This window comes from Streptomyces sp. NPDC001502, assembly GCF_042894785.1.
GTDB classification, from domain to species: Bacteria; Actinomycetota; Actinomycetes; order Streptomycetales; family Streptomycetaceae; genus Streptomyces; species Streptomyces kutzneri.
In genome coordinates, this window is sequence record NZ_JBIAVW010000002.1 from 247129 (window position 1) to 268727 (window position 21599).

The 21599-nt window shown below is 74.4% G+C and carries 19 protein-coding genes; 9 read left to right on the forward strand and 10 right to left on the reverse strand.

The features are described 5' to 3' along the window. Window positions 1-23 precede the first annotated feature (23 nt). Window positions 24-572, reverse strand: coding sequence for an ATP-binding protein (locus tag ACFY0D_RS03510; RefSeq protein WP_390796736.1), 549 nt, complete (start codon window positions 570-572; stop codon window positions 24-26). A 199-nt stretch (window positions 573-771) separates the two neighbouring features. Here ACFY0D_RS03510 and ACFY0D_RS03515 point away from each other — a divergent pair, with 199 nt between their 5' ends. After that, the gene (locus ACFY0D_RS03515; RefSeq protein WP_390796737.1) at window positions 772-1926 is read left to right on the forward strand and encodes a PLP-dependent cysteine synthase family protein; all 1155 of its coding nucleotides are present in this window, start codon (window positions 772-774) and stop codon (window positions 1924-1926) included. A gap of 378 nt (window positions 1927-2304) precedes the next feature. Further along, entirely contained in the window at window positions 2305-2772 is a 468-nt protein-coding gene (locus ACFY0D_RS03520) for a hypothetical protein (protein WP_390796738.1), read from the forward strand. Here ACFY0D_RS03520 and ACFY0D_RS03525 read toward each other — a convergent pair. Then, window positions 2744-3232 carry an SRPBCC family protein gene (locus ACFY0D_RS03525; RefSeq protein WP_390796739.1) on the reverse strand — a complete coding sequence of 163 codons (489 nt, stop codon included), beginning with the start codon at window positions 3230-3232 and terminating at the stop codon, window positions 2744-2746. The genes ACFY0D_RS03520 and ACFY0D_RS03525 overlap by 29 nt on opposite strands. Window positions 3233-3483: 251 nt before the next feature. On the opposite strand from ACFY0D_RS03525, the gene ACFY0D_RS03530 reads away from it, so the two are divergent. After that, entirely contained in the window at window positions 3484-5877 is a 2394-nt protein-coding gene (locus tag ACFY0D_RS03530; RefSeq protein WP_390796740.1) for a hypothetical protein, read from the forward strand. On the opposite strand, the gene ACFY0D_RS03535 is transcribed toward ACFY0D_RS03530, so the two are convergent. The 5 genes from ACFY0D_RS03535 to ACFY0D_RS03555 form a co-directional block, all read right to left on the reverse strand. Next, entirely contained in the window at window positions 5810-8284 is a 2475-nt protein-coding gene (locus ACFY0D_RS03535; protein WP_390796741.1) for a right-handed parallel beta-helix repeat-containing protein, read from the reverse strand. The genes ACFY0D_RS03530 and ACFY0D_RS03535 overlap by 68 nt on opposite strands. Before the next feature lie 146 nt (window positions 8285-8430). After that, entirely contained in the window at window positions 8431-9066 is a 636-nt protein-coding gene (locus ACFY0D_RS03540; protein ID WP_390796742.1) for a hypothetical protein, read from the reverse strand. 198 nt (window positions 9067-9264) lie between these two features. Next, entirely contained in the window at window positions 9265-10089 is an 825-nt protein-coding gene (locus ACFY0D_RS03545) for an MOSC domain-containing protein (protein ID WP_390796743.1), read from the reverse strand. 47 nt (window positions 10090-10136) lie between these two features. After that, window positions 10137-10646, reverse strand: a complete 510-nt coding sequence (locus tag ACFY0D_RS03550; RefSeq protein ID WP_030713698.1) for a DUF6643 family protein — start codon at window positions 10644-10646, stop codon at window positions 10137-10139. Between the two features lie 247 nt (window positions 10647-10893). Further along, window positions 10894-12072, reverse strand: coding sequence for a glycosyltransferase (locus tag ACFY0D_RS03555; RefSeq protein ID WP_390796744.1), 1179 nt, complete (start codon window positions 12070-12072; stop codon window positions 10894-10896). 693 nt (window positions 12073-12765) lie between these two features. On the opposite strand from ACFY0D_RS03555, the gene ACFY0D_RS03560 reads away from it, so the two are divergent. Then, window positions 12766-13557 (forward strand): glutamate racemase, encoded by a 792-nt coding sequence (locus ACFY0D_RS03560; RefSeq protein WP_390796745.1) that lies wholly within the window; start codon window positions 12766-12768, stop codon window positions 13555-13557. Between the two features lie 74 nt (window positions 13558-13631). On the opposite strand, the gene ACFY0D_RS03565 is transcribed toward ACFY0D_RS03560, so the two are convergent. Further along, window positions 13632-14555: an ADP-ribosylglycohydrolase family protein gene (locus ACFY0D_RS03565; protein ID WP_390796986.1), complete on the reverse strand. Its 924-nt coding sequence runs from the start codon at window positions 14553-14555 to the stop codon at window positions 13632-13634. Next, window positions 14555-15295, reverse strand: coding sequence for a TetR/AcrR family transcriptional regulator (locus ACFY0D_RS03570; RefSeq protein ID WP_390796746.1), 741 nt, complete (start codon window positions 15293-15295; stop codon window positions 14555-14557). Before ACFY0D_RS03570 ends, ACFY0D_RS03565 begins: the two co-directional genes overlap by 1 nt. Window positions 15296-15379: 84 nt before the next feature. On the opposite strand from ACFY0D_RS03570, the gene ACFY0D_RS03575 reads away from it, so the two are divergent. The 5 genes from ACFY0D_RS03575 to ACFY0D_RS03595 all read left to right on the forward strand — a co-directional run bounded on the left by ACFY0D_RS03575 (window position 15380) and on the right by ACFY0D_RS03595 (window position 20542). Further along, a complete protein-coding gene (locus ACFY0D_RS03575) occupies window positions 15380-16498 on the forward strand; it encodes an FAD-dependent oxidoreductase (RefSeq protein ID WP_390796747.1) in 1119 nt (372 codons plus the stop codon). A gap of 14 nt (window positions 16499-16512) precedes the next feature. Next, entirely contained in the window at window positions 16513-17028 is a 516-nt protein-coding gene (locus ACFY0D_RS03580) for a hypothetical protein (RefSeq protein ID WP_390796748.1), read from the forward strand. Between the two features lie 67 nt (window positions 17029-17095). Continuing rightward, window positions 17096-18721, forward strand: a complete 1626-nt coding sequence (gene lnt, locus ACFY0D_RS03585; protein ID WP_390796749.1) for an apolipoprotein N-acyltransferase — start codon at window positions 17096-17098, stop codon at window positions 18719-18721. Between the two features lie 37 nt (window positions 18722-18758). After that, window positions 18759-19241, forward strand: a complete 483-nt coding sequence (locus ACFY0D_RS03590) for an NUDIX domain-containing protein (protein ID WP_390796750.1) — start codon at window positions 18759-18761, stop codon at window positions 19239-19241. A gap of 101 nt (window positions 19242-19342) precedes the next feature. After that, window positions 19343-20542 (forward strand): acyltransferase family protein, encoded by a 1200-nt coding sequence (locus tag ACFY0D_RS03595; protein WP_390796751.1) that lies wholly within the window; start codon window positions 19343-19345, stop codon window positions 20540-20542. Between the two features lie 199 nt (window positions 20543-20741). Here the strand turns inward: ACFY0D_RS03595 and ACFY0D_RS03600 are convergent, their stop codons facing one another. After that, window positions 20742-21512 (reverse strand): trypsin-like serine peptidase, encoded by a 771-nt coding sequence (locus tag ACFY0D_RS03600; protein ID WP_390796752.1) that lies wholly within the window; start codon window positions 21510-21512, stop codon window positions 20742-20744. Between the last annotated feature and the right edge of the window lie 87 nt (window positions 21513-21599).

Genomic DNA, 21599 nt, shown 5'->3' on the forward strand with positions numbered 1-21599 from the left:
GGCCCCGGGGCCAGGGCGGTCGGTCACCCGGGCCGGGCGCCGACCGGCGATGCCACCGGCAGGCCTGTCGCGACGGCCGCCGGATCGACGGCCAGGAGCACCGCGCGCGCGGGTTCCCGTACGGGCGTGGCCCTGAGGGGGGCCGGCCGTAGCGGCGCCGCCCTGGCCGGGGCCGCCGTGAGTGAGAACCACACCGCCTTTCCCGGGCCGTCGGGCCGCTCGCGCGCCCCCCAGGCCTCGCTCAGCGCCTCCACCATGGCGAGCCCGCGTCCGCAGGTCTCCAGCGCCTCCGCCCGCGTCCGGTGGACGACCGGCAGCCGCGGATCGCTGTCGATGACCGAGACCGTCAGTCGCCCGAGCCGGAGTTCGATCTCCACGGTGCAGGTCTTGTCCGGCTGCGCGTGGCGGTGGACGTTGCTGAGCAGCTCCGTCACGCCGAGCGCAGCCCGGTCTATGAGCGGGTCGAGCTCCCAGTGGCGCAGTTGTGCAGAAACGATTCTGCGGATTTGGCCGATCCGCGACGGCAAGGCCTGCAGTTCGACGACGCAGTGCCTGCGGGAATGAGTGATCACGGCTGCGACTCCCCGACATGAGTGTTACGGGTGCTGCACCCTCGGTAATGCTCCACCAGGGTCACCCACGGTGCCGCACAGTGCAACCGAACGCGATCGAAAGGGATTCGCATGGATCCCCAAAGCGAACGTTTGTGCAGGTGGGAGGGGTACATTGCGAAGAAGGGGGGCGAAGTTCACCCACGAAGGAGCGCGGCACATGAGCACCACCGGCACCACCAGAACCACCGGTACCACCGGTACGACTGCCACGACCATCGACGTCGATCGCAGCGACGCGGACTACCGGGCCTGGCTGAAGGAGGCCGTCCGCAAGGTCCAGGCCGACGCCAACCGCTCCGCCGACACCCACCTGCTGCGCTTCCCGCTCCCCGAGGCCTGGGGCATCGACCTCTACCTCAAGGACGAGTCCACCCACCCGACGGGCTCCCTCAAGCACCGCCTCGCGCGCTCGCTGTTCCTCTACGCGCTCTGCAACGGCTGGGTCCGCCCCGGCCGCCCGGTCATCGAGGCCTCGTCCGGCTCCACCGCCGTCTCCGAGGCGTACTTCGCCAAGCTGATCGGCGTCCCCTTCATCGCCGTCATGCCGCGCACGACCAGCCCGGAGAAGTGCCGCCTCATCGAATTCCACGGCGGCGCATGCCACTTCGTGGACGACCCGATGAAGATGTACGAGGAGTCGGCCGAGCTCGCCGCCCGGACGGGCGGGCACTACATGGACCAGTTCACGTACGCGGAGCGGGCCACCGACTGGCGCGGCAACAACAACATCGCCGAATCGATGTACCAGCAGCTGCGCCTGGAGCGGTACCCCGAGCCCGCCTGGATCGTGGCGACCGCCGGCACCGGCGGCACCTCGGCGACCATCGCGCGCTACGTGCACTACATGCAGCACGACACCCGCATCTGCGTGCCGGACCCGGAGAACTCCTGCTTCTTCGACGGCTGGACCCACAACGACCCGGACGCGAGCAGCGATTGCGGCTCGCGCATCGAGGGCATCGGCCGGCCGCGAATGGAGCCGAGCTTCGTGCCCGGGGCCATCGACCGGATGATGAAGGTCCCGGACGCGGCGAGCGTCGCCGCCTGCCGCGCGCTGGAGACCGCCATAGGGCGCAAGGCGGGCGGCTCGACCGGCACCGGTCTGTGGAGCGCCCTGAAGATCATCTCTGAGATGGTGGCCGAGGGCCGCACGGGCAGCGTCGTCACCCTGCTGTGCGACCCGGGCGACCGCTACCTGGACAAGTACTACTCCGACGAATGGCTGGCGGCGCAGCGGCTCGACATCGCCCCGTACGCGAAGACCATCGACACGCTGCTGACCACCGGGGTCTGGCGCGAACCGGCCGCCTGACGCCCCTGGGGTCTCCCCCGGGGCCCGCGGCCGGGTGGTGCCGCGGTGACGGGCCCGTGACGAAAACGCCCTGGTGGCACCGGGGTTGCCTGGCTACGCTCGGGCGGACTCGGAACACGGACGACCGGTCCGGGCGACCGGCCCGGAACGGAGAGCCGAGCCGAGCGCGGGGGAGCCGATCCGGAGTGCCCGAGCTGCGGGCGCTCCGACGAGGTCCGCGCCGTCCCGGCCGTCAGTCTCGGCGGGCAGCGCCGGTTCCATGAGGAGACCGGCGACGGCGACCGGCGCACCGACGTCCGCGAGGTCGTCCCTCGGCCGGCCGACGCGCTGGCCCCGGACCTGCCGCCCCCGGAGACGTCGGGGCGCACCGGGCCGGGCGTGCTGCTCGTCCTGGTGTCGATCGGTACGTTCATCGGCGGCGCGCTGGGCGGGAACTGGTTCACCGGCGCGCCGGCGGCCGAAGTGAACCACGGGCCGACGACGCTCTGGGGCGGCGCGACATGGGCCCCCGCGGCCGAGCCCGGGGCCGAGCTTCTGTTCCTGGCCTGGATCTCAGGGTTCGCCCTGCTGGGGGCGGTCCTGCCGGTTGCCTCGACCGCGCGGACCCGACGGGCGTTCCGGGCCCGGGTCGCGGCCGGGCGGGTCGCCGCCGAGGACGTCTGGTCCCGTGGCTGGTGCTGCACACGCTGCGCGGTGGTCCACTTCGCCGCCGGGCCGGGGATGACGCCGCAGGAGTTCCGCACGGCCGTCCGGAGCGCGGGCGGCTACGGAGAACCGGCCGAGGTCCACCGCGTGTCCGGGGCGGCCGTGGCCCCGGTCACTGATCGGCCCCGCGCCGCGCGGTGAGCCGCCGGTCGAGGGCTCGGACCGCGGTGCGGAAGGAGTGGCCCAGGCCCGGGCGGGCGGCGGCCAGGCCGAGGCGGAACGGGGTCGGCCCGTCCGCCGCGAAGGTCCAGCGGACGTGCGTGCCGGTACCGGCCGGGGTCAGCCGCCACTCCTCCAGCAGGGCCCGCACCCCGGGGACGTTGGTGGTGTCGACCCGGTACGCGTAACGCCGCTCGGGATCCGCGGCCATGATGGTCTCCTGGAAGCGCACCCCGCCCGTCAGCTTGACCTCGCGGCCCGCGCCCCCGTGCGTGGGGCGGGCCAGTGTCACCGCCCCGAACCAGTCGGCCCAGCCCTCCACTTCCTCGGCGAGCGCCTGGTACACGGCTTCGGGCGGCGCCACGGTGTCGGTCGCGAAGACCAGCCGGACCGGCGCGTCGTCGATGAAGTCGAGCCCCACCGGTCGGAGTCGGCGAGCCATGGGCGGTACCCCCTGGGGTGAGGTGCTGAACAGGCGTGCGCGTCACCATAGCCCCGTACCCGTGAGAAGTCCGTAGCGATCCCGACCGATCCGGACCGATCGCGAGCGAACCGGGCCGGCCCTGTCCGGCCCTGTCCGGCCTCGTCCGATCTCTGCCGATCTCTGCCGATCCCCGCGCGGGACCTGGGCAGCGGGTCCGCCGCGCGGGATGCTGGAGCCGCGCCGATCCCGCCCCGCGAGCGGAGGCCGCTGTGCCCGACCGCCCCCAGCCCGACCCCTCCCCGCCCCACACCCCCCTCGCCCTCGAACTCCTGGTCCACGGAGTCGCCGGCGCCGCCCCCGGCGAGCTGCTCGGCGACCCGCGCACCGTCCGTGTCACCGGCGACTCCACCGCCGCCGTCTTCCGCCGCACCGAGGACGCCGACGCCGAGGCCCACCCCGAGCGGTACGCCGGGCGGCCCGTGCCCGAGGCCTACTGCTGGTCCCGGCTCACCTCCGGCAACGGCGCCCGCGCCCTGTGGCTGCTGCTCCTGCCCTTCATGATCGCCAACCTCGCCCACTGGGCCCGGCCGACCACGCCCGCCGCCGACCCCGCACCGCGCGCCGTCCGCACGTACGGGGTCCTCGTACGGATCCTCGCCCTCAGCCTGACCGTGCTGCTCATCGCCGCCGCCTGCGAGGTCGCGCTCGACCTCCTCGCCTGGCAGTGCGCGGGCTCCGGGACCTGTGCCGGCTCCCGATTCCGCTCCTGGCTGGGTTTCCTCGCGCCCGGCGCAGGCTGGTGGGCCCAGCCCGGGCGGCGCCTCGCCCTCGGGGCCCTGGTCCCCGCCGCGTTGACCGGGCTGCTCTGGTACCTGTCGAACCGCACCTGGAGCGCCTACGAGTCCCAGCCCCCGCCCGCCGGGACCGCCGATCCGGACACCGCGTCGGACCCCGCGCCCGCGCTCGGGCGCCCCGGATTCTGGTACGGCCGCCGCCTCGTGGCCCGGCTGCGCGCCGCGCACACCGCCGCCGGGCTGCTCACCGTGGCGGTGGCCGTCTCCGTGCCGACCGCCCGCCACGACCGCCGGGCCGGCGCACCCGTCCTCGCGGCCCTCGGTACGCTCACGCACGTCCTGCTCGCCGCCGGGGCCGTCACCGTGGCCTGGGTCGTCTGCCGGCGCGGCCGCACCGAGGACCGGGCCGACCACCGCCTCGACCGGGCCGCCGTCACCCTGCTGCCCGGCGCCGCCCTCGCCCTGCTCGCCGCCGTCCTCGTGCACGCCTGCTGGTCGCGCCCGGGCTGGATTGCCAGCGGCCGGCTCCCCGGGGACCTGGCCTTCGGCGTGCTCATGCTGGGTCAGGGGCTCTGCGTGCTCGCCCTCGCCGCCGTCGCCCGCCACCTGTACCGCAGGGCCCCCGACCCGGCGACGGCCCTGTACGGCCTCGGCGGGCCCGCCGTCGCCATGCTCGGCTGCGCGCTCGGCGGGGTGATGTCCGGCGGGGTCGCGCAGCGCGTCGCCGACTGGCTGGACGGGGGAGCCACGCCCGGCATGCCGGGGGCCCCGCTGGCCGGGCCGCCGGTCCTGCTGTCCTGGCAGGCCGCCGTACTGCCCCCGCTGCTCCTCGTACTGGCGCTGCTCGCGGGCTGGTTCGCGGTGCTCGGAGCCCGGGCTCGGGGCCGGCTCGCCGCCTCCGTGGCCGCCGAGTACCCGGGGGAGACACCGGACCTCGCCCGCAGCCGCAGGATCGCCGGGGCGCGCACCGCGGCCGCGCTCACCGACTCCGCGCCCTGGTTCGTGGCGGCCGTCTCCGGGATCACCCTGGTACTGGGTGCGGGCGCGCTGGCCGGGGCCTGGTTCAGCGGCAAGGTCCCGGGCGAGGCCGCCCGGGGGACCGTGCCGGTGCTGGAAGCCGCCGCCCGCGCCGCCCAGGACGCCGGGTCCTGGCTCATCGGTCTGGGCATCGCCGCCTTCATCGCCTGGGGCCGGCGCGCCTACCGGGACCCCGCCGCCCGCCGGACCATAGGGATCCTGTGGGACGTCGGCACCTTCTGGCCGCGCGCCGCCCACCCCTTCGCACCGCCCTGCTACGCCGAGCGGGCCGTACCGGACCTGACCTGGCGGATGGCCGGCTGGACCGGCCGCACCGGCGGCCGCCTGGTCATCTCCGGCCACTCCCAGGGCAGCGTGCTCGCCGCGGCGGCCGTCTGGCAGCTGCCGCCGCCCGCCCGCCGCCGGGTCGCCCTGCTCACCTACGGATCTCCGCTCGGCCGCCTCTACGGCCGCTGGTTCCCCGCCTACTTCGGCCCGGGGCCGCTCACCGCCCTGCACCGCGAAGTCGACTGCTGGCGCAACCTCTGGCGGGCCACCGACCCCATCGGCGGGCCGGCCCTGCCCGGCGCGGAGCCGGACGTGGACCGTGGCCCGCTCGCCGACCCGCTCGCCTACGGGCGCAGCGCCCGCCATCCGCTGCCCGCCCCGGTCCTGGGCCACTCCGACTACCAGGCCGATCCGGCCTTCGCCGCCGAACGCGACGCCCTGCTCGCCCGGTTGGACGCCGCCGCACGGGCCGAGGTACCGGGTCAGCGGGTCGTGGTCAGCAAGGAGCGGGCTGGACCGGCCGTGCCGGCAGCGCCGGCAGATCCGCCGGGAACAGCAGGGTGAGCTCGTCGGTACTGGGCTCCGCGAGCTGGGCCACCCGGCCCGCGTGCCGCTCCACCATCGACTCGAAGGTCTGGCGGGCCGTGCGGCCGTTGCCGAAGGCCGGGCCCTTGGGCAGTTCCGTGAAGTACGTCAGCAACGCCTGCGACGTGCCGTCCCCGAGCCGGTACTCGTGCTCTTCCGCCTGCTGTTCCACGATCCGCAGCAGTTCCCCGGGCCCGTAGTCGCCGAAGGTGATGGTCCGGGAGAACCGCGAGGCAACCCCCGGATTCACCGTCAGGAAGCGCTCCATCTCCGCCGTGTACCCGGCGACGATCACGACCACCGCGTCCCGGTGGTCCTCCATCAGCTTCACCAGCGTGTCGATCGCCTCGCGCCCGAAGTCCCGGCCCGAGTCCTCCGGCGCCAGCGCGTACGCCTCGTCGATGAACAGCACCCCGCCGCGCGCCCGGTCGAAGGCCTCCTGCGTACGGATCGCCGTGGAGCCGATGTGCTCGCCGACCAGGTCCACCCGGGACACCTCGACCAGGTGCCCGCGCTCCAGCACCCCGAGCGAGGCCAGGATCTCCCCGTACAGCCGGGCGACCGTGGTCTTGCCGGTGCCGGGGGACCCGGTGAAGACCAGGTGCCGGCGCACCGAGGCGGCCTTCAGGCCCGCCTGCTGCCGCCGCCGGCCCACCTCGATCATGTCGGTGAGCGCCCGCACCTCGCGTTTGACGCTGTCCAGGCCCACCAGCGCGTCGAGCCGGCCCAGCATCTCGCCGGAATCCGGCGCGGCGTCGCCCGGACCGCCCTCCGCCCCGTCCGCCGGCCGCGGTACGGACGGCGGGGGCGACTGTGCCGGCTGCGCCACGGGGCTCTGCGTCCCGGTGGCCGTACGGATACCCGCCCGCGCCCCGGTGGGTGCCCCTCCGGGGGCGGCCCGGTCCGCGAGACGGGCACCGGACTCGTCGCCGGTGCACTCCTCGGCGGTCGGCCCGTCCTCCGGGACCTCGTAGCCCCCGCGGGCGCAGCGCTCGGTGTGGCAGCGCGTCAGCGTGGTGCGGCAGCCGTCCATGACGTGGAAGCCGAAGCCGGAACTGCCCGTCACCCGGCAGGCCGAGAAGGTGCCCCGGCCACCGGCCGACACGTAGAAACCGGCCTCGGCGGGGGAGGTGACCGTGCACCGCTCCAGCGTGGGGTCGGCGCCCTTGGTGACGATCACACCGGTCTGCACGGCGTCGATGGTGCAGCCGGAGAGCGTGCCGCCGCTGCCGTGGTCGCGGAACCAGGCCCCGGTCGCCGCCTCGCGGATCCGGCAGTCGTCGAGCTGCGCCGTGGCCCCGTCACTCACGGAGACCGCGGTGTTGCGCACCTGGGACAGATCGCTGTCGACCACGTCGACGCGCGATCCGCGGTCCAGCACGAACAGCGCGTCCGGCACGTCGTGCACCCGGCAGGAGTCGAGGGAGACGGTGGCCCCGTCACTGATCCACACCGCCGGATAGTCACCCGTACTGTCGTGGATCTCGCAGGACTCGGCGTCCACCCGGGTGCCCGGGTCCCACACGGACAGGCCGTTGCGGCCGAACCGGCGCACGGTGGTGCGGCTGAGGGTGAGCACCGAACGGGACCGCAGATCGACCGCGTTCTCCGGGATGTCGTGGATGTCGCAGCCGGCCAGGGTGAGCACCGCGTCGGTGTCGAGCGTGACCCCGTCGGCCGAGGTGCGGTGCACCGAGCAGTCGGTGAGCCGGGCCGTGGCGCGCGCGGCGATCTGCACCCCGGCGCCCTTGACCTCGTACACCTCGCAGCCCAGCGCCTCCAGCCCCGAGCCCTCGCCGGTGACCCCGATGCCCGCGCCCGTGGCGTGGTGGATCCTGCAGCGCTCCAGCCGGGGCCGGCCGCCGCCGCGGACCGAGACGCCGTTCTGCCCGGCGGACACGACCTCGCACTCCTCGAACACCCCGCCGCCACCGTCCAGTACGGCGATGCCGACGCCGGCCGGATTCTCCACCGTGCACCGCCGCACCAGGGGCCGGGCGCCGGAGCCGCGTACCTCGATGCCGGCGGCGGAGTGGGTGCTCACCCGTAGATCGGTGAGCTCGGGGCAGCCTTCCTCCACCAGCAGCGCGGGCGCCGCCCGGTCCTGGCCCTCCAGATGCAGGTCCTGGACCACGGCCGAGGCGCGCACGGTCAGCGCGACCCCGTCGAGCGGGGCGATCCGCACCGACCCCGCCCCGGCCTCGGGCCCGCGCAGGGTGACGGCATGGTCCAGCACCAGGTTCTCGCGGTAGGTGCCGGGGGCGATGGTCAGCACGTCCCCGTCGCCCGCGACGGCGAGCGCGGCGGTCAGCGTCGGATACTCACCGGAGCGGCGCCGCCACCGCGAAGTCCCGCCGTGCGTCACCTGGACCGTGCCCTGAACCATGGTGCTGTCGTGCCCCCACCCTCGTACTCGCGCTGCCGATACGACCGATGCCACTGAAGTCTGACGTCACCGCAGCCACCGAAGTCACTGGAGCGACCGATCCGGCGGCTCCACCGTAGCGCGCGCGGAGCCGATGAGCTGCCAGGTCAACTGCCCGCGCCCGCTCGGCCCCAGTCCGGTCCTGCCGCCGCCCAGGCCCGGTCCAGACGTATGTACCGCCGATGCATGAGCCGCCGTACGACCAGCCGCCGGACCGTCTCCACCAGTGTGGCCACGCAGATCGCGGCGGCCAGCCCCGCCATCCCCGCGTGGAACACGGCCGCGGACGGGTCGAGCGGCTGCCCCACCAGCCGGCCGCGCGCGTCGGTCCAGATCCGGAACCGCTCGCCGGGCCGCGGCGGTTCCTCCGCGGCCGGCACCGTGCCCTGATGACTGCTGCCGTCCGGCGCGGTCCACGAGGCCACGATCTGCGTCCGGTGCGGGGCCGTCCGCTGCGCCGACGTGTCGGCCGAGGCGCTCGCCGAAGCGCCCGCGCCCGTGGCCGCCGCCGGCTCCGGGGCGGGCCGCAGGACCACCGCCGGGACGAGATGACGCTCCTGCCGCTGCTCGTGCGCGGCCTGCTGAAGGGTACCGTCCACCTGCAGGCCCGCGACCCAGCCGATGGCCGGAGCCACCACCAGGACACACACCAGCGCGGCGAACGCCACCCACGCCTCGAAAAGATCGGTCGGCCGGCGCAGCGGATTGCGCCGCCAACGCCACACTCCCATTGCTGTCCGCACGGTCCGGCTCCCCCAACCTGTGCCAGTCTCCGCCTGTCTGCGCCTCTGTCCTGACTGATCCAACGGCTTGGTCGTGCCAGTTGGTTCCAGCGCGGGCGCCGAGCCCCTCGAAGGTGTCAATCCGGGCGGCCGGTCGCCGGTCCGCGACCACCCGCCCGCCCCTCATGTCCCACCTGCCCCAGGACGGCGCCGGGCGCGTCACGCGAGGACACGGACCTCGTCGCCGACGCGCACCGTACCCAGCCGCACCGGTACCAGGAGCCGCCCGAACGCGAGCGACTTGCCGATCCGCCGGTGCCTGGCCAGGGTCTTCAGCGGCTCCTTGCCCCGCTGCGCCGTCTCCTGGTCGGTGGTGGTGACGACGCACCGGCCGCATTCGCGCACACCGCGGAAGACGGCATCGCCGATCGCGATGCGGAGCCAGCCGTCCTCCGCCCACGCCTCGGCGCCGGAAACCACCACATTGGGGCGGAAACGGTTCATCGGCAGGGGGCCTTCCTCAGGATGGTCCCCCCGCGCGATCAGCGAGTTGAGCGCGTCCAGCGAGGCGAGCGTGGCGATCAGCAGCGGATAGCCGTCGGCGAGGCTCACCATCTCGCCCGGCAGGGCGTAGTCCGGATCCACGGGACGGCGTACCGCCGGATCATCCATGTGCACCAGCCGTACCGGCTCCCCGAGGTACGCGCTGAACCAGTCGGCCGCGGTGGTCGCCGCGGCCACGGTCTCGACCTTCTTCCCGAACAGCATCGCCGGCTCCAGCGGACCCGGCTCGGGCACCTCCACGAACAGCTCCGCCATACCCGGCGCCGTCACCGCGATCCGGCCGCCGCCCGCGGGACGGGCCGTGGCCAGGGCGAGGCGTGGATGGCGGCGTTGGGTGATGACCGTGCCCTCGGGATCGATCAGCGCCCAACGTCGGTCCCCGGACAGACCCCAGGGCTCCACGGCCACCTCGTCGGGAGCGGTCCCCGCTACCGATTTGACGGGATGGACGTGGAGCGCCTGGACGTGCAAGTTCGACATGAGGGCATCCTGCCAGCCCTTCCGCTGCCCCGCGTCTCAGAGCCCCCTCAGTAGCCGCGTCCCTGGTAGGGGCGGCCGTACGGGTCCTCGTACGAGGCGGCCGGCACCGGTGCGGGCACCTGCATCGGACGCGGCGCGGCCGGGCGCATCGCCTCGTACCCGGTGGCCATGGCGACCGGGCGGGGCTGCTGCGGCTGGGGCTGCGGCATGTATCCGCCGCGGGCCGCCATCGGCTGCTGCTGCGGGATGTACGGGGCCGGGGCCTGCTGCAGCGGCATCGGCTGCGGGGCCGACTGCTGCTGGTACGGGTATCCGTACCCCGAGGTCTGTTGCTGCTGGGGCTGGGCCGGCGGCAGCGCGGGCATCGACGATGCGAGAGCCGGCAGGTACCCGCCGCTCGAGTATCCGGCACTCGGGGACTCGTAGGCGGCCGGGACGCGGATCGGGGCGATCTGCGGAGTGCCGCGTTCGGCGACGAGGGAGTCGTAGATGGGGGTGTCCGGGAAGGAGGGCGCGGAGTAGTAACCGCCGCCATAAGTGGAGCGGGGGGAGGTCATGGGACCTAAGTTAAGCCCACGACTTCACCGGGTCCATAGCGAGGTGTCGTCAACCCCGCGCTGACCTGCATATTCGCAGGTCAGGGCCTCACCTTTCACTTGACGTTCACGTGCACGAATTCGCCACTTCCGCCCCACCTTGTTCGTACTCGTACTCACCGGTTGGGTGTTGCACCGACTTCGTGCTGACGCAGCGTCACAACGCGGTGACCTCGGATGACGCTGTTCCGGGCGGCAGTTCGCCGTTTCAGGATTCACTGGGACGGGCATAGGTTCGGCCCTTCCAGGACGCCCCGCGGCCCCGGTAGTGCTGCACGGCCGAGTCGACGGTCATCAGGAGGTACAGCAGCGCGGTGAACGGAAGCAGCGGAGCGAGGGCGGCCGGCTGGCGGTAGTACCGGAGCATCGGCAGGTAGGTGCCGGTCATCAGCAGCCACGCCAGGCCGCCCGCCCAGGCGATGTCCGGACGCCCGGCCGCGATCCCCGTCAGCAGGGCGGCGGGGGGCACGAGGTAGACGAGCACCAGCCCGGCCACCGTCCCGGCCAGCAGGACGGGCTGGTGGCGCAGTTGCGCGTAGGCGCTGCGGGAGACCATCCGCCACAGGTCCGCGAGCGCGGGGTACGGGCGCACGCTGTCCACCCGCTCCGCGAGCCCCAGCCAGATCCGGCCGCCGGAGCGGTGCACCGCGCGGGCGAGGGACACGTCGTCGATGACCGCCTGGCGGATGGAGTCGGGGACCCCGGCCCGCACGGCGGCCGTCGTGCGCAGCAGTACGCAGCCGCCGGCGGCCGCCGCCGTCCGGGCGGAGGGCCGGTTGATCCGGCGGAAGGGGTAGAGCTGGGCGAAGAAGTACACGAAGGCCGGTACGACGAGGCGCTCCCAGAGGCCGACCACCCGCAGGCGGGCCATCTGGGAGACGAGGTCGAGGTCCGCGGAGGTGGCGGCGGCGACCAATTCGCGCAGACTGTCGGGTTCGTGTGCGATGTCGGCATCGGTGAGGAGGAGGAAATCGGGCTCGGTGGCGTGCGCGGTGCGGGCGATCCCGATGCCGTGCCGGAGCGCCCAGAGCTTGCCGGTCCAGCCGGGTGCGGGGTCGCCGGGGGAGGCGACGGTGAGGGGGAGCCCGGGGTGCTCGCGGGCGAGCCGGCGCGCGAGCTCGCCCGTACCGTCGGTGCTGCCGTCGTCGACGAGGATCACCTCTGCCTCGCCGGGATAGTCCTGGGCGATCAGCGAGGGCAGGCTCCGCGGCAGCATCTCGGCCTCGTCCCGGGCCGGGACGACGATCGCGACGGACGGCCAGCGGGCGGGGGCCGTGCGCGGCGGGAGGCGGACGTCGGTCCGCCAGAACATGCCCTGGGCGAGGGTGAGCCAGAGCCAGGCGGCGAGGGAGGCGTAGGCCGCGCAGGCGGCGGTGAGGAGGCCCATGCCGGCAGTGTGCCGGGCCGGGGCGTGGGTGTCCCGCACCCGGACACCCCGGGTGCGGCGGCCTCCGGGCCGGGGGGCGCGGTGGCCTCCTGGGCCGGGGGCACGGCGGCCTCGCGGCGCGTGTGCGGTGGCCTCCTCGCCCGGCCGTGGTGGCTTCCCGGCCGGGGTGCGTGGCCTTCCGGCCCGGGTGCGGCGTTTCCGGCTGGGGCGCGATGGCCTCCCGGCCCGGGTGCGATGGCCTTTCGGCCCGGGGTGGCGTCCGTCCGGCCGGGGTGTGACGGCTTTGCCGTCTTCCTGTACCGGGCCCGGTTCGTGTCGGGCGCGCACGGCGCCCCGGGCGCGGTGGCCTTCCGGCCCCGGTGCGCCGGCCCTTCGGCCAGGATGTCACGCCTTCCGGTGGGGGTGCGGCCTTCCGGCTTGGAAGTGACGGCTGCGCTGTCTTCGCGTGCCGGCTCCGGCGGGTGCGCTGTGCATCCCGGCGCACGGGGTGCCGTCGCCTCCCGGCACGGGTGCGCCGGCCTTTCGGCCGGCGTGTGACGGCTTTGCTGTTCTCCGCGTGCCGGATTCGGCCGGCGCGTCGTGCGCTCCGGGGCCATCCCGTCCTGCCGTGGCCGGCCCCGGGTGGGGGGCGGCCGGCTTCGGGTGGGGTGGAGGGAGGGCTTCGCCGGGGCGGGGGTCGACTAAGGTGGCCCGGTGAAGATCGCGCTCATGGACTCCGGAATCGGCCTCCTCGCGGCGGCCGCGGTGGTGCGGCGGCTGCGGCCGGACGCGGATCTGGTCGTGTCCTCCGACCCCGACGGGATGCCCTGGGGTCCGCGGACCCCCGCCGACCTCGCCGAGCGGGCACTCGCCGTCGCCCGGGCCGCCGCCGTGCACCGCCCGGACGCGCTGATCGTCGCCTGCAACACCGCCACCGTGCACGCCCTGGACGTCCTGCGGGCGGAGCTGGAGCCGGCCATCCCGGTCATCGGGACCGTGCCGGCGATCAAGCCCGCCGCGGCCGCAGGCGGCCGGGTGGCGATCTGGGCCACCCCCGCCACCACCGGCAGCACCTATCAGCGCGGACTCATCCGCGACTTCGCCGCCGGGGCCCGGGTCACCGAGGTGCCCTGCCCCGGGCTCGCCGACGCGGTGGAGGCGGCCGACGACGCCGCAGTGACGGCCGCCGTCGCCGCGGCCGCCGCGCTGACCCCGGCCGACATCACCGACGTGGTGCTCGGCTGTACGCACTACGAGCTGGTCGAGGGCCCCATCCGGGCCGCCCTCGCCGCGCGGACCCAGGGGGCGGAGCTCGTCTACCACGGTTCCGCCGAGCCCGTCGCCGTCCAGGCGCTGCGCCGCCTGGGGCTGCGGCCCGAGCCCGACCTGCCGCGCACGGGCGGACTGGCCGTGCTGCGCAGCGGGCGCGAGGGGGCCCTGCCCGCCGCCGCGCTCGCGTACGCCGAAGGCAGGCTGCTCGCGGGCCAGGGCGCGCCCGTCGGCTGACGGAGCCCCACCGCCCGGCGAGACGAATCGTCTTGCGTGTGATCCGGACCTTCCGGGTGGCGGCGCCGGGAACATCAGTGGGAGCCGGCCGCCGCGAGCCGCTGAGCCAGCGCACGCAGGTCGTCCGCGTCCAGGACCCGGTCCCCGAAGCCGGGCAGCGGCACGTGCAGCGCCGCCGTCCAGTGGGCCGGGACCGCCCCCTGGCCGTACCGGGCCCCGGCCAGGGCACCCGTCACCGCGGCCACCGTGTCGGTGTCCCCGCCCAGGTCCACGGCGGCCCGTACCGCCTCGGCGAAGCCGGTGGTGGTCCGCAGTGCCCACACGGCCGAGCCCAGGCAGGGCCAGACCGCCCCGTTGAACTCCGTGGCCAGCTCCGGATGCCAGTCGGGGGCGAGCACGCGACCGTAGCGGTCGCGGTGGTCCGGATGCACCGCGTCGAGCGTCGCGGGGAGAGCGGCCAGCGGGTCGGCCCCTTCCAGGGCGACGCGGACGAGCTCGTGGAGGATCGCGGTCCCCTCCCAGGCGGCCCGGTCGCCGTGCGTCAGGGCCGCGATCCGCCGGGCGGCTTCCATGGTCCCCTCCCGCCCGGCGGGGGCGAAGTAGACCGCCGAGGTGGCGGCCCGCATCAGGGAACCGTTGCCCGCCGCCCGTGCGTTGAGCTGGAAGTGCAGGGCCGCGGCGAGCTCCCAGGACTCGCCGTTGGTCAGCACGTCCTCGGTCTGCAGCCCTATGTCCTTGGGCTGCCCGGCCGCCCACCGCTGGAACCGGCCGAAGAGGTCGGGGAGTTCGAGACCGCCGCACTCCAGCAGGGAGTCCGCGACCAGGACGGCCATCTGTGTGTCGTCCGTGGCCTCGCCGGGGTCCCAGCCGCCGCCCCCGGCCATCTCCGCGCCGCGCGCGGTCAGTTCCCCAGCCGCCCCGAACTCGTAGGGCGCGCCCAGTGCGTCGCCCGCCGCCGAGCCGATGACGGCTCCCACGGCCCGGTCCAGTCGGGTGATCACCTGGTCTCCTCCTCGCACACGGACGCCAGCAGTTCGCGCGTGAAGCGGTCCAGGTCGTCCAGGCCGGCCGCCGCCAGGGTCGCCGGGGCGCCCGTCAGCAGGTGGGGGATGGCGCCGTGCAGGGCGAGGGTCAGCGCGCGGGCCCGCTCCGGCCCGGCCGCCAGTCCGGCCGCGCGCAGCAGGTAGGCGTGCGCGGTGAAATCGGCCGCCGCGACATGGTCCAGCAGCGCGGCCAGCCAGGGCCGGCGCGCCGCCTCGGCCTGGAGCTCCAGATACGCCAGCACGCGGGTGCGGCCGGGCCCGGCCGTGTTGCGCAGCAGCCCCGCGAGCAGAGCCGCGAGCTGCGGCGCGTCGGCAGGCACTGGTCCGGAACCCGGCCCGGACTCCGGTCCCGGCCCGGACTCCGGTCCCGATTCCGATTCCGGTCCCGATTTCGGTCCCGGTCCCGGTCCCGGTCCCGGTCCCGATTCCGGTCCCGGTCCCGATTCCGGTCCGGGAAAGGGCCCTTGCCCCTGCCCGGCGCCCGCCAGGGCCCGCGCCAGCGCCCGGTACTGCTCCGCGCAGCGTTCGGCCGCGGCCCGCAGCAGGGCGTCGCGGGTCGGGAAATAGTTCTTGGCGGTGCCCGTCGGCACCGCGGCGGCCGCGTCGACGGCCCGGTGGGTCAGCCCGCGCCCGCCCTCCTGCGCCAGTACGGCGATGGCCGCGTCCCGCAGCCGGTCCCTCCGGTCCTGATTCACGTTGCCACCTTAACCACAACCGTGGTACCACAGATGTAGTACCACACCTGTGGTGATTGCCGGCGTGCGGCGAAGGGGCGGGCCATGAGCGAAACCTCCAGCGGGCGGGGACCGGGGCACGGAGCGGGCACGGCCGTGGTCGTCGGCGCGGGGGTCGGCGGACTCGCCACCGCCGTCGGCCTGCGCCGCGCGGGCTGGGAGGTGACCGTCCTCGAACGGCGCACCGCGCTCGAACGCTACGGAACCGCCTTCGGGATCCACCCCTCCGCCCAGACCGCGCTCGACCGGCTCGGCCTCGGCGACGCGCTGCGGGCGCGGGCGGTCCCGTACCGGGGAGCCCGGATCCGGCGCCCCGACGGGACGGTGCTGGCCGCCCTCCCGCTCGAACGGATCGAGCGCAGGGCGGGCCGCCCCGAACTGCTCATATCCCGGCCCCACCTCATCGACGCGCTGCTCGCCGCGCTCGACCGGCTCGGCGGCGAGCGGATCGCGTACGGCCGGCACCTCACCGACCCGGCCGCACTCGCCGCCGACCTGGTCGTCGGCGCCGACGGCATCAACAGCGCGGTGCGTACGGCGCACTTCGGCCGGGCCTGCGGCCCGCGCCCGGTCGGCACGGCCGCCTGGATCGGCACCGCCGGATTCGAGACCGGCCGCTACGGCGAGACCTGGGGCGCGGGCCGCTTCTTCGGCATGACCCCCGTCGAGGCCGGCCGCACCAACTGGTACGCCGCCGTCCCCGGGGCGACCACCGCCCAGGAGGTACGGGAGGCCTTCGCCGACTGGCACGACCCCATCCCGCGCGTGCTGGCCGAGACCGATCCCGCGACCTGGATCCGGTACGAGATGCGCCACCTGTACCCCGCACTGCCCAGCTTCGTCGCCGACGGCCGGATCGCCCTCGTCGGCGACGCCGCGCACGCCATGACACCCAACCTCGGCCAGGGCGCCTGCACCGCCCTCCTCGACGCCGAGGCCCTGACCCGCGCCGTCGCCGCGGCCGGGCCGGCCGGGCTGCCCGGCGCCCTGCGCGCGTACGACAGCGAACGCCGCCGCAGCGCCCAGCGCGTCGCCTTCGCCTCCCGGAACCTGCACCGCTTCATGACCGGCCGCCACCCGGCCCTGCGCGACGCGCTCGTCCGCCGTGCGGGAGCCGCGCTGCACCGAGTGGGCGAGGGACGGTGGCGGGCAAGCGGAACGTGAGTACGCTGCTACTCATGACGGGTCACCCTTCGGGTCCGCTCTGGGCGGGCCGCGCCTCCAACCGTGTGCAGTGGCTGCTCGCCGCCGTCGGCGCGGCCTGTCTGGCGCTCGGTGTCGAACTCGCCGTCGACTACGCCTGGACCGCCGGCATCATCCCGCTGCTCATGTCCGTGATCGGCTGCCTCGCCGTCGGGCTGCTCATCCTCTACGGCACCCTGGCCTTCGTGCACGTCGCCGTCACCGTCGACGCCGAGGCCATGGAAGTGCGCTGCGGCCACATAGGGGTGCCCCGCCGCAGGATCCGGCTCACGCAGGTCACCTCCGCCGAGTTCGTCCCCAGCATCACCCCGCAGCAATGGGGAGGCTGGGGGCACCGCTGGCGCCCCGAGAAGGGCACCGCGATCATCGTCCGGCGCGGCGAGGGCCTGGCCCTCGTCCTCGACGACGGCAAGCGGTTCACCGTCACCGTCGACGACGCCGAGAACGCCGTCCGCGTCATCCGCGCCCACCTGCGCGCCCTCGCCCGGTAGAGGTGTCCTGCGGAGCGCGGCCGGGCGCATACCGCTCCGCGAGGTGCGGGGACGTACACTCCGCCAGATGAGCAGCAGTGTCACCCGCGCGACCGGGAACGAGCCCTCGCAGTCCGCCGACGGGCCCCGGGCCGAGGCGGCCACGCCCCCCGCGACCGCCCGGTCCGCCGCGAACCGGAAGGGACTGTGGCTGCTGCGTGCCCTGCTCGCCGCCCTCTCGGGCGTACTGCTCTACCTCAGTTTCCCGCCCCGCCCGCTGTGGTGGCTGGCCCCCTTCGCCCTCGCCCTGCTCGCCGGCTGCCTCCACGGCCGCCGCGCCCGGGCCGGCTTCGGCCTCGGACTCCTCGCCGGACTCGGCTACCTGCTGCCGCTCCTCGTCTGGACCGGTGAGGAGGTCGGCCCGGTGCCCTGGCTGGCGCTGAGCACCCTCGAAGCCCTCCTCATCGGCCTCACCGGCCTCGGTATCGCCCTGGTCAGCCGGCTCCCGGCCTGGCCGCTGTTCGCCGCCGCCGTCTGGGTCGCGGGCGAGGCCCTGCGGGCCCGGGCCCCCTTCGGCGGCTTCCCCTGGGGCAAGCTCGCCTTCGGACAGGCCGACGGCGTCTTCACCCCCCTCGCCGCCCTCGGCGGCACCCCCCTGCTCTCCTTCGGTGTCGCCGTCTGCGGATTCGGCCTCTACGAGGTCCTGCGCACCGCCCGCCGCCACCCCGGTCGCACCACCGCCGCGCTGACCGCGCTCACCGTCGCCGCCCCGATCGGCGTGGGCCTCGCCGCCCGCCCGCTGGTCTCCGACGCGGCCGAGGACGGCACCGCCGTGGTCGCCGTCATCCAGGGCAACGTGCCCCGCCTCGGCCTCGACTTCAACTCCCAGCGCCGGGCCGTCCTCGACAACCACGCCCGGCGCACCGTCCAGCTCGCCGAGGACGTCAAGGCCGGCCGCGCCCCGAAGCCCGACTTCGTCGTCTGGCCGGAGAACTCCTCCGACCTCGACCCGTACGCCGAGCCCGACGCCCACGACGTCATCGACCAGGCCGTCAAGGCCATCGGCGTGCCCGTCGCCATCGGCGCCGTGGTGGCCCCGGAGACGGGCCCGCTGCGCAACACGATGATCCTGTGGGACCCGGTCAAGGGCCCCACCGCGACCTACGACAAGCGCAAGATCCAGCCCTTCGGCGAGCGCATCCCGATGCGCTCCGTCGTCCGCCTCTTCAGCTCCGACGTGGACCGGGTGCGCCGCGACTTCGGTCCCGGCAAGGACCCCGGCGTCTTCGACATGGCCGGCACCGGCGTCGGCATGGTCACCTGCTTCGAGGCCGCCTTCGACGACGCCGTCCGGTCCACCGTCCAGGACGGCGCCCAGGTGATCGCCGTACCCAGCAACAACGCCACCTTCGGCCGGACCCAGATGACCTACCAGCAGCTCGCCATGGACCGGATCCGCGCCGTCGAGCACAGCCGCACCGTCCTCGTCCCCGTCACCAGCGGGGTCAGCGCCGTCATCCGCCCCGACGGGAAGATCGTCTCGCAGACCAGGATGTTCACCGCGGACGCGCTGGTCGCCGAGATCCCGCTGCGCTCCGGCCGCACCCCGGCCACGGTCGTCGGTCCGCTCCCGGAGTACGCACTGCTCCTGTTGGCCGCGGGCGGCTTCGGGTGGATCCTGAACCGCCGGATCCGCTCGCGCCGCGCCGCCTGAGTCCGGATCCGGTCCGGCGGCCTCGTAGGGTCGGGACATGACCACACCCGATTTCATCCGCCGGATCCGCGCCACCGCCGGGCACCAGCTGCTCCTGCTGCCCGGAGTCACGGCCATCGTCTTCGACGATCTCGGCCGGGTGCTGCTCGGCCGGCGCTCCGACACCGGGCAGTGGGCGGTGGTCGGCGGAATCGCCGAGCCGGGGGAGCAGCCCGCCGAGACCGCCGTGCGCGAGGTGTACGAGGAGACGGCGGTGCGCTGCGTCGTCGAGCGCGTGGTCCTCGTCCAGATGACGGAGCCGATGACCTACCCCAACGGTGACATCTGCCAGTTCCAGGACATCACCTTCCGCTGCCGCGCGACGGGCGGCGAGGCGCGGGCCAACGACCACGAGTCCCTCGAAGTGGCCTGGTTCGAGGTGGACGCGCTGCCGCCGCTGGATCCCTTCGGCCTGGACCGGATCCACCGGTCCCTGCTCGATGAGCCGACCTGGTTCGAGGCCCCCGCCGCTCTCACGTAGCACCCGGACCGGCATGGCGGGCTGCGCGGACGTGCGCTGTATGGTTCCGCTGATCCAAGGCGGTTATCGGACAGTCGTACATTCGAGAGGGTGGTCGGAGGATGGGCTCGCGCAGTTCAGCCGGAGAGTCGCAGGCGGGCGGCCATGGCCGCGCGTCGGCCGGAGCCGTCCCCGGCGGGCGCCTGGCGGCCCTCGACGGGGTGCGGGTGCTCGCCGCGCTCGGCGTGCTCTTCTACCACTACTTCGCCCTCGAAAGCGCCTGGGGGAAGGCGCCCGCGGAGATCTTCCCGACCGCCCACCCGTTCGCCGTCTACGGCTGGCTCGGCGTCGAGATCTTCTTCCTCGTCAGCGGGTTCGTCATCTGTATGAGCGCCTGGGGCCGCTCCGTGGGTGACTTCGCGGTGTCCCGGGTCTCCCGGCTCTTCCCCGCCTACTGGGCGGCCGTCGCCTTCACGGCCCTCGTGCTGTACTCCTGGTCCGAGGTCAGGCAGGTCAAGGCGTTCAGTGACGTCCTGGTGAATCTGTCGATGCTCCAGACCGGCCTCGGCGTCCCGAACATCGACGACGCCTACTGGACCCTCTTCGTCGAGCTCAAGTTCTACATGCTGTTCGCGATCGTGGTCATGCGCGGCGTGACCTACCGCAACTGCGTCCTGTTCTGTGCGGCGTGGACCCTGGCCGGCGTCGTGGCACCCACCGCCGACAACGGCGTGCTGTCCTTCTTCGCGGTCTCGACCTCGTCCCCGTACTTCATCGCCGGCATCGCCTTCTACCTCATGCGCCGGTTCCGGCCGAACGCCGTCCTGTGGGCCGTCGTCGGCGTCCAGTTCCTCCTCGCGCAGCACCATGTGCACGCCCGCATGATCTCCAGCCTGGGCCGGGCCGCCACCGACCGGACGCCCGCCTGGCCCGCCCACCTGGTCATCGTGCTGGGGTTCGCCCTGATGGCGGCCATAGCGCTCGGCGCCCTCGACGGCGTCCGGTGGCGCTGGCTCCCGCACGCCGGAGCGCTCACGTACCCGCTCTACCTGATCCACATGATGGCCGGGCTGACCTTCATCCATCACTTCCGCCGGGACGTGGCGCCCGTACCCCTGGTCATCGGCGTGACCGCCGTGATGCTGCTGCTCGCCTGGCTCATCCACCGGCTCGTGGAACGCCCGCTCGGCCGACGCCTGCGCGACCGGCTGCGCAGCGGGGTGCAGGACATCCGGTCGGCCACCCCGCGCGGCCCGTCGATCGACCGGCTTCCCGCCCAGCCCTCGGCGCCCGACGCGGAACGCATCCCGGCCGGCCGCTAGTGCTGTGACCGGCAAGGTTCACCGGGTTGCGACGCCCGGTACGGCACCTCGCCGCGTTGTCGGACCGCGCAAGTACGTCCAGTACAAGCCGCGGACCTCCGCCTTGCGACGCACCACACCGGACGCCGCAACCCGGCAAACCTTGCCGGTCACAGCACTAGACCGTGTCCGCTGGGGTGTCCTGGCAGACCTCAAGGCCTCAGGACCGTGCCTCCCGGTACAGCTGCGCCGCCCGGTCGCCCATGACCGCGCTGTACGAGATCTCCGGGACGCTTCCGCCGCCCTCGTAGCCGCCGAGTACGCCGGCCAGTGCCCCGTTCACCAGCCAGGGGCTCCCGCTGGTGCCGCCGGTGAGGTCCGGGCAGCCGATCCGGCGCTGGGTCGCGGAGAGCAGGTCGGTGGTGTTCGCGCAGCGCACCGGGGCCTCCAGGGTCCGCGGGTAGCCGATGACCGTCACCCTGGCGTCGTCCGGCTGCTCGGCGGCGACCGGGAAACCGCCCACGAGGTCCTCCACGGTCCCGGTCCGCCCGCCGTCCACCGGGGCCACTGTCGCGAAGGCGATGTCGTCGTCCGGGTCCTGCCCGTCCGTCCAGCCCGGTGCGATGTACGCGCCGGTGAGCTTCCAGAATCCGAACGGGGCCTTGCCGTCGCGGTAGCCCGGCGCGAAGACGGTGGTGTCCGGGCTCTCCAGGCAGTGCGCGGCGGTGGCGATCACATCGCCCTCCTCGCTGTGCACCACGGCGGCGGTGCAGTGATGTCCGCCGCCCTGCCCGCCCGCGAAGAGCGCGCCCACCCGGTTGGTGGTGGCGCCGGGCAGCGCCCACGCGGTGACGCCGAGCGGTGGTCCGGCGGCGGCGTCGGGCAGGTCCACGCCGACCAGCGCGGCCATCGCGGTCAGTGCGAGCAGGATCCGCGACGCCCGCCGCGCACGGGTGCGCCGGGCCGGTCGGAGGAGCGTGGAGTGGATCATTTTTCCACCCTGCCCGCCGAACCTATGTCCGGAGGATGGAGTTCCGTATGAATCCCCTGTGAATCCTGTGAAGCCCGTGTGAAGGCC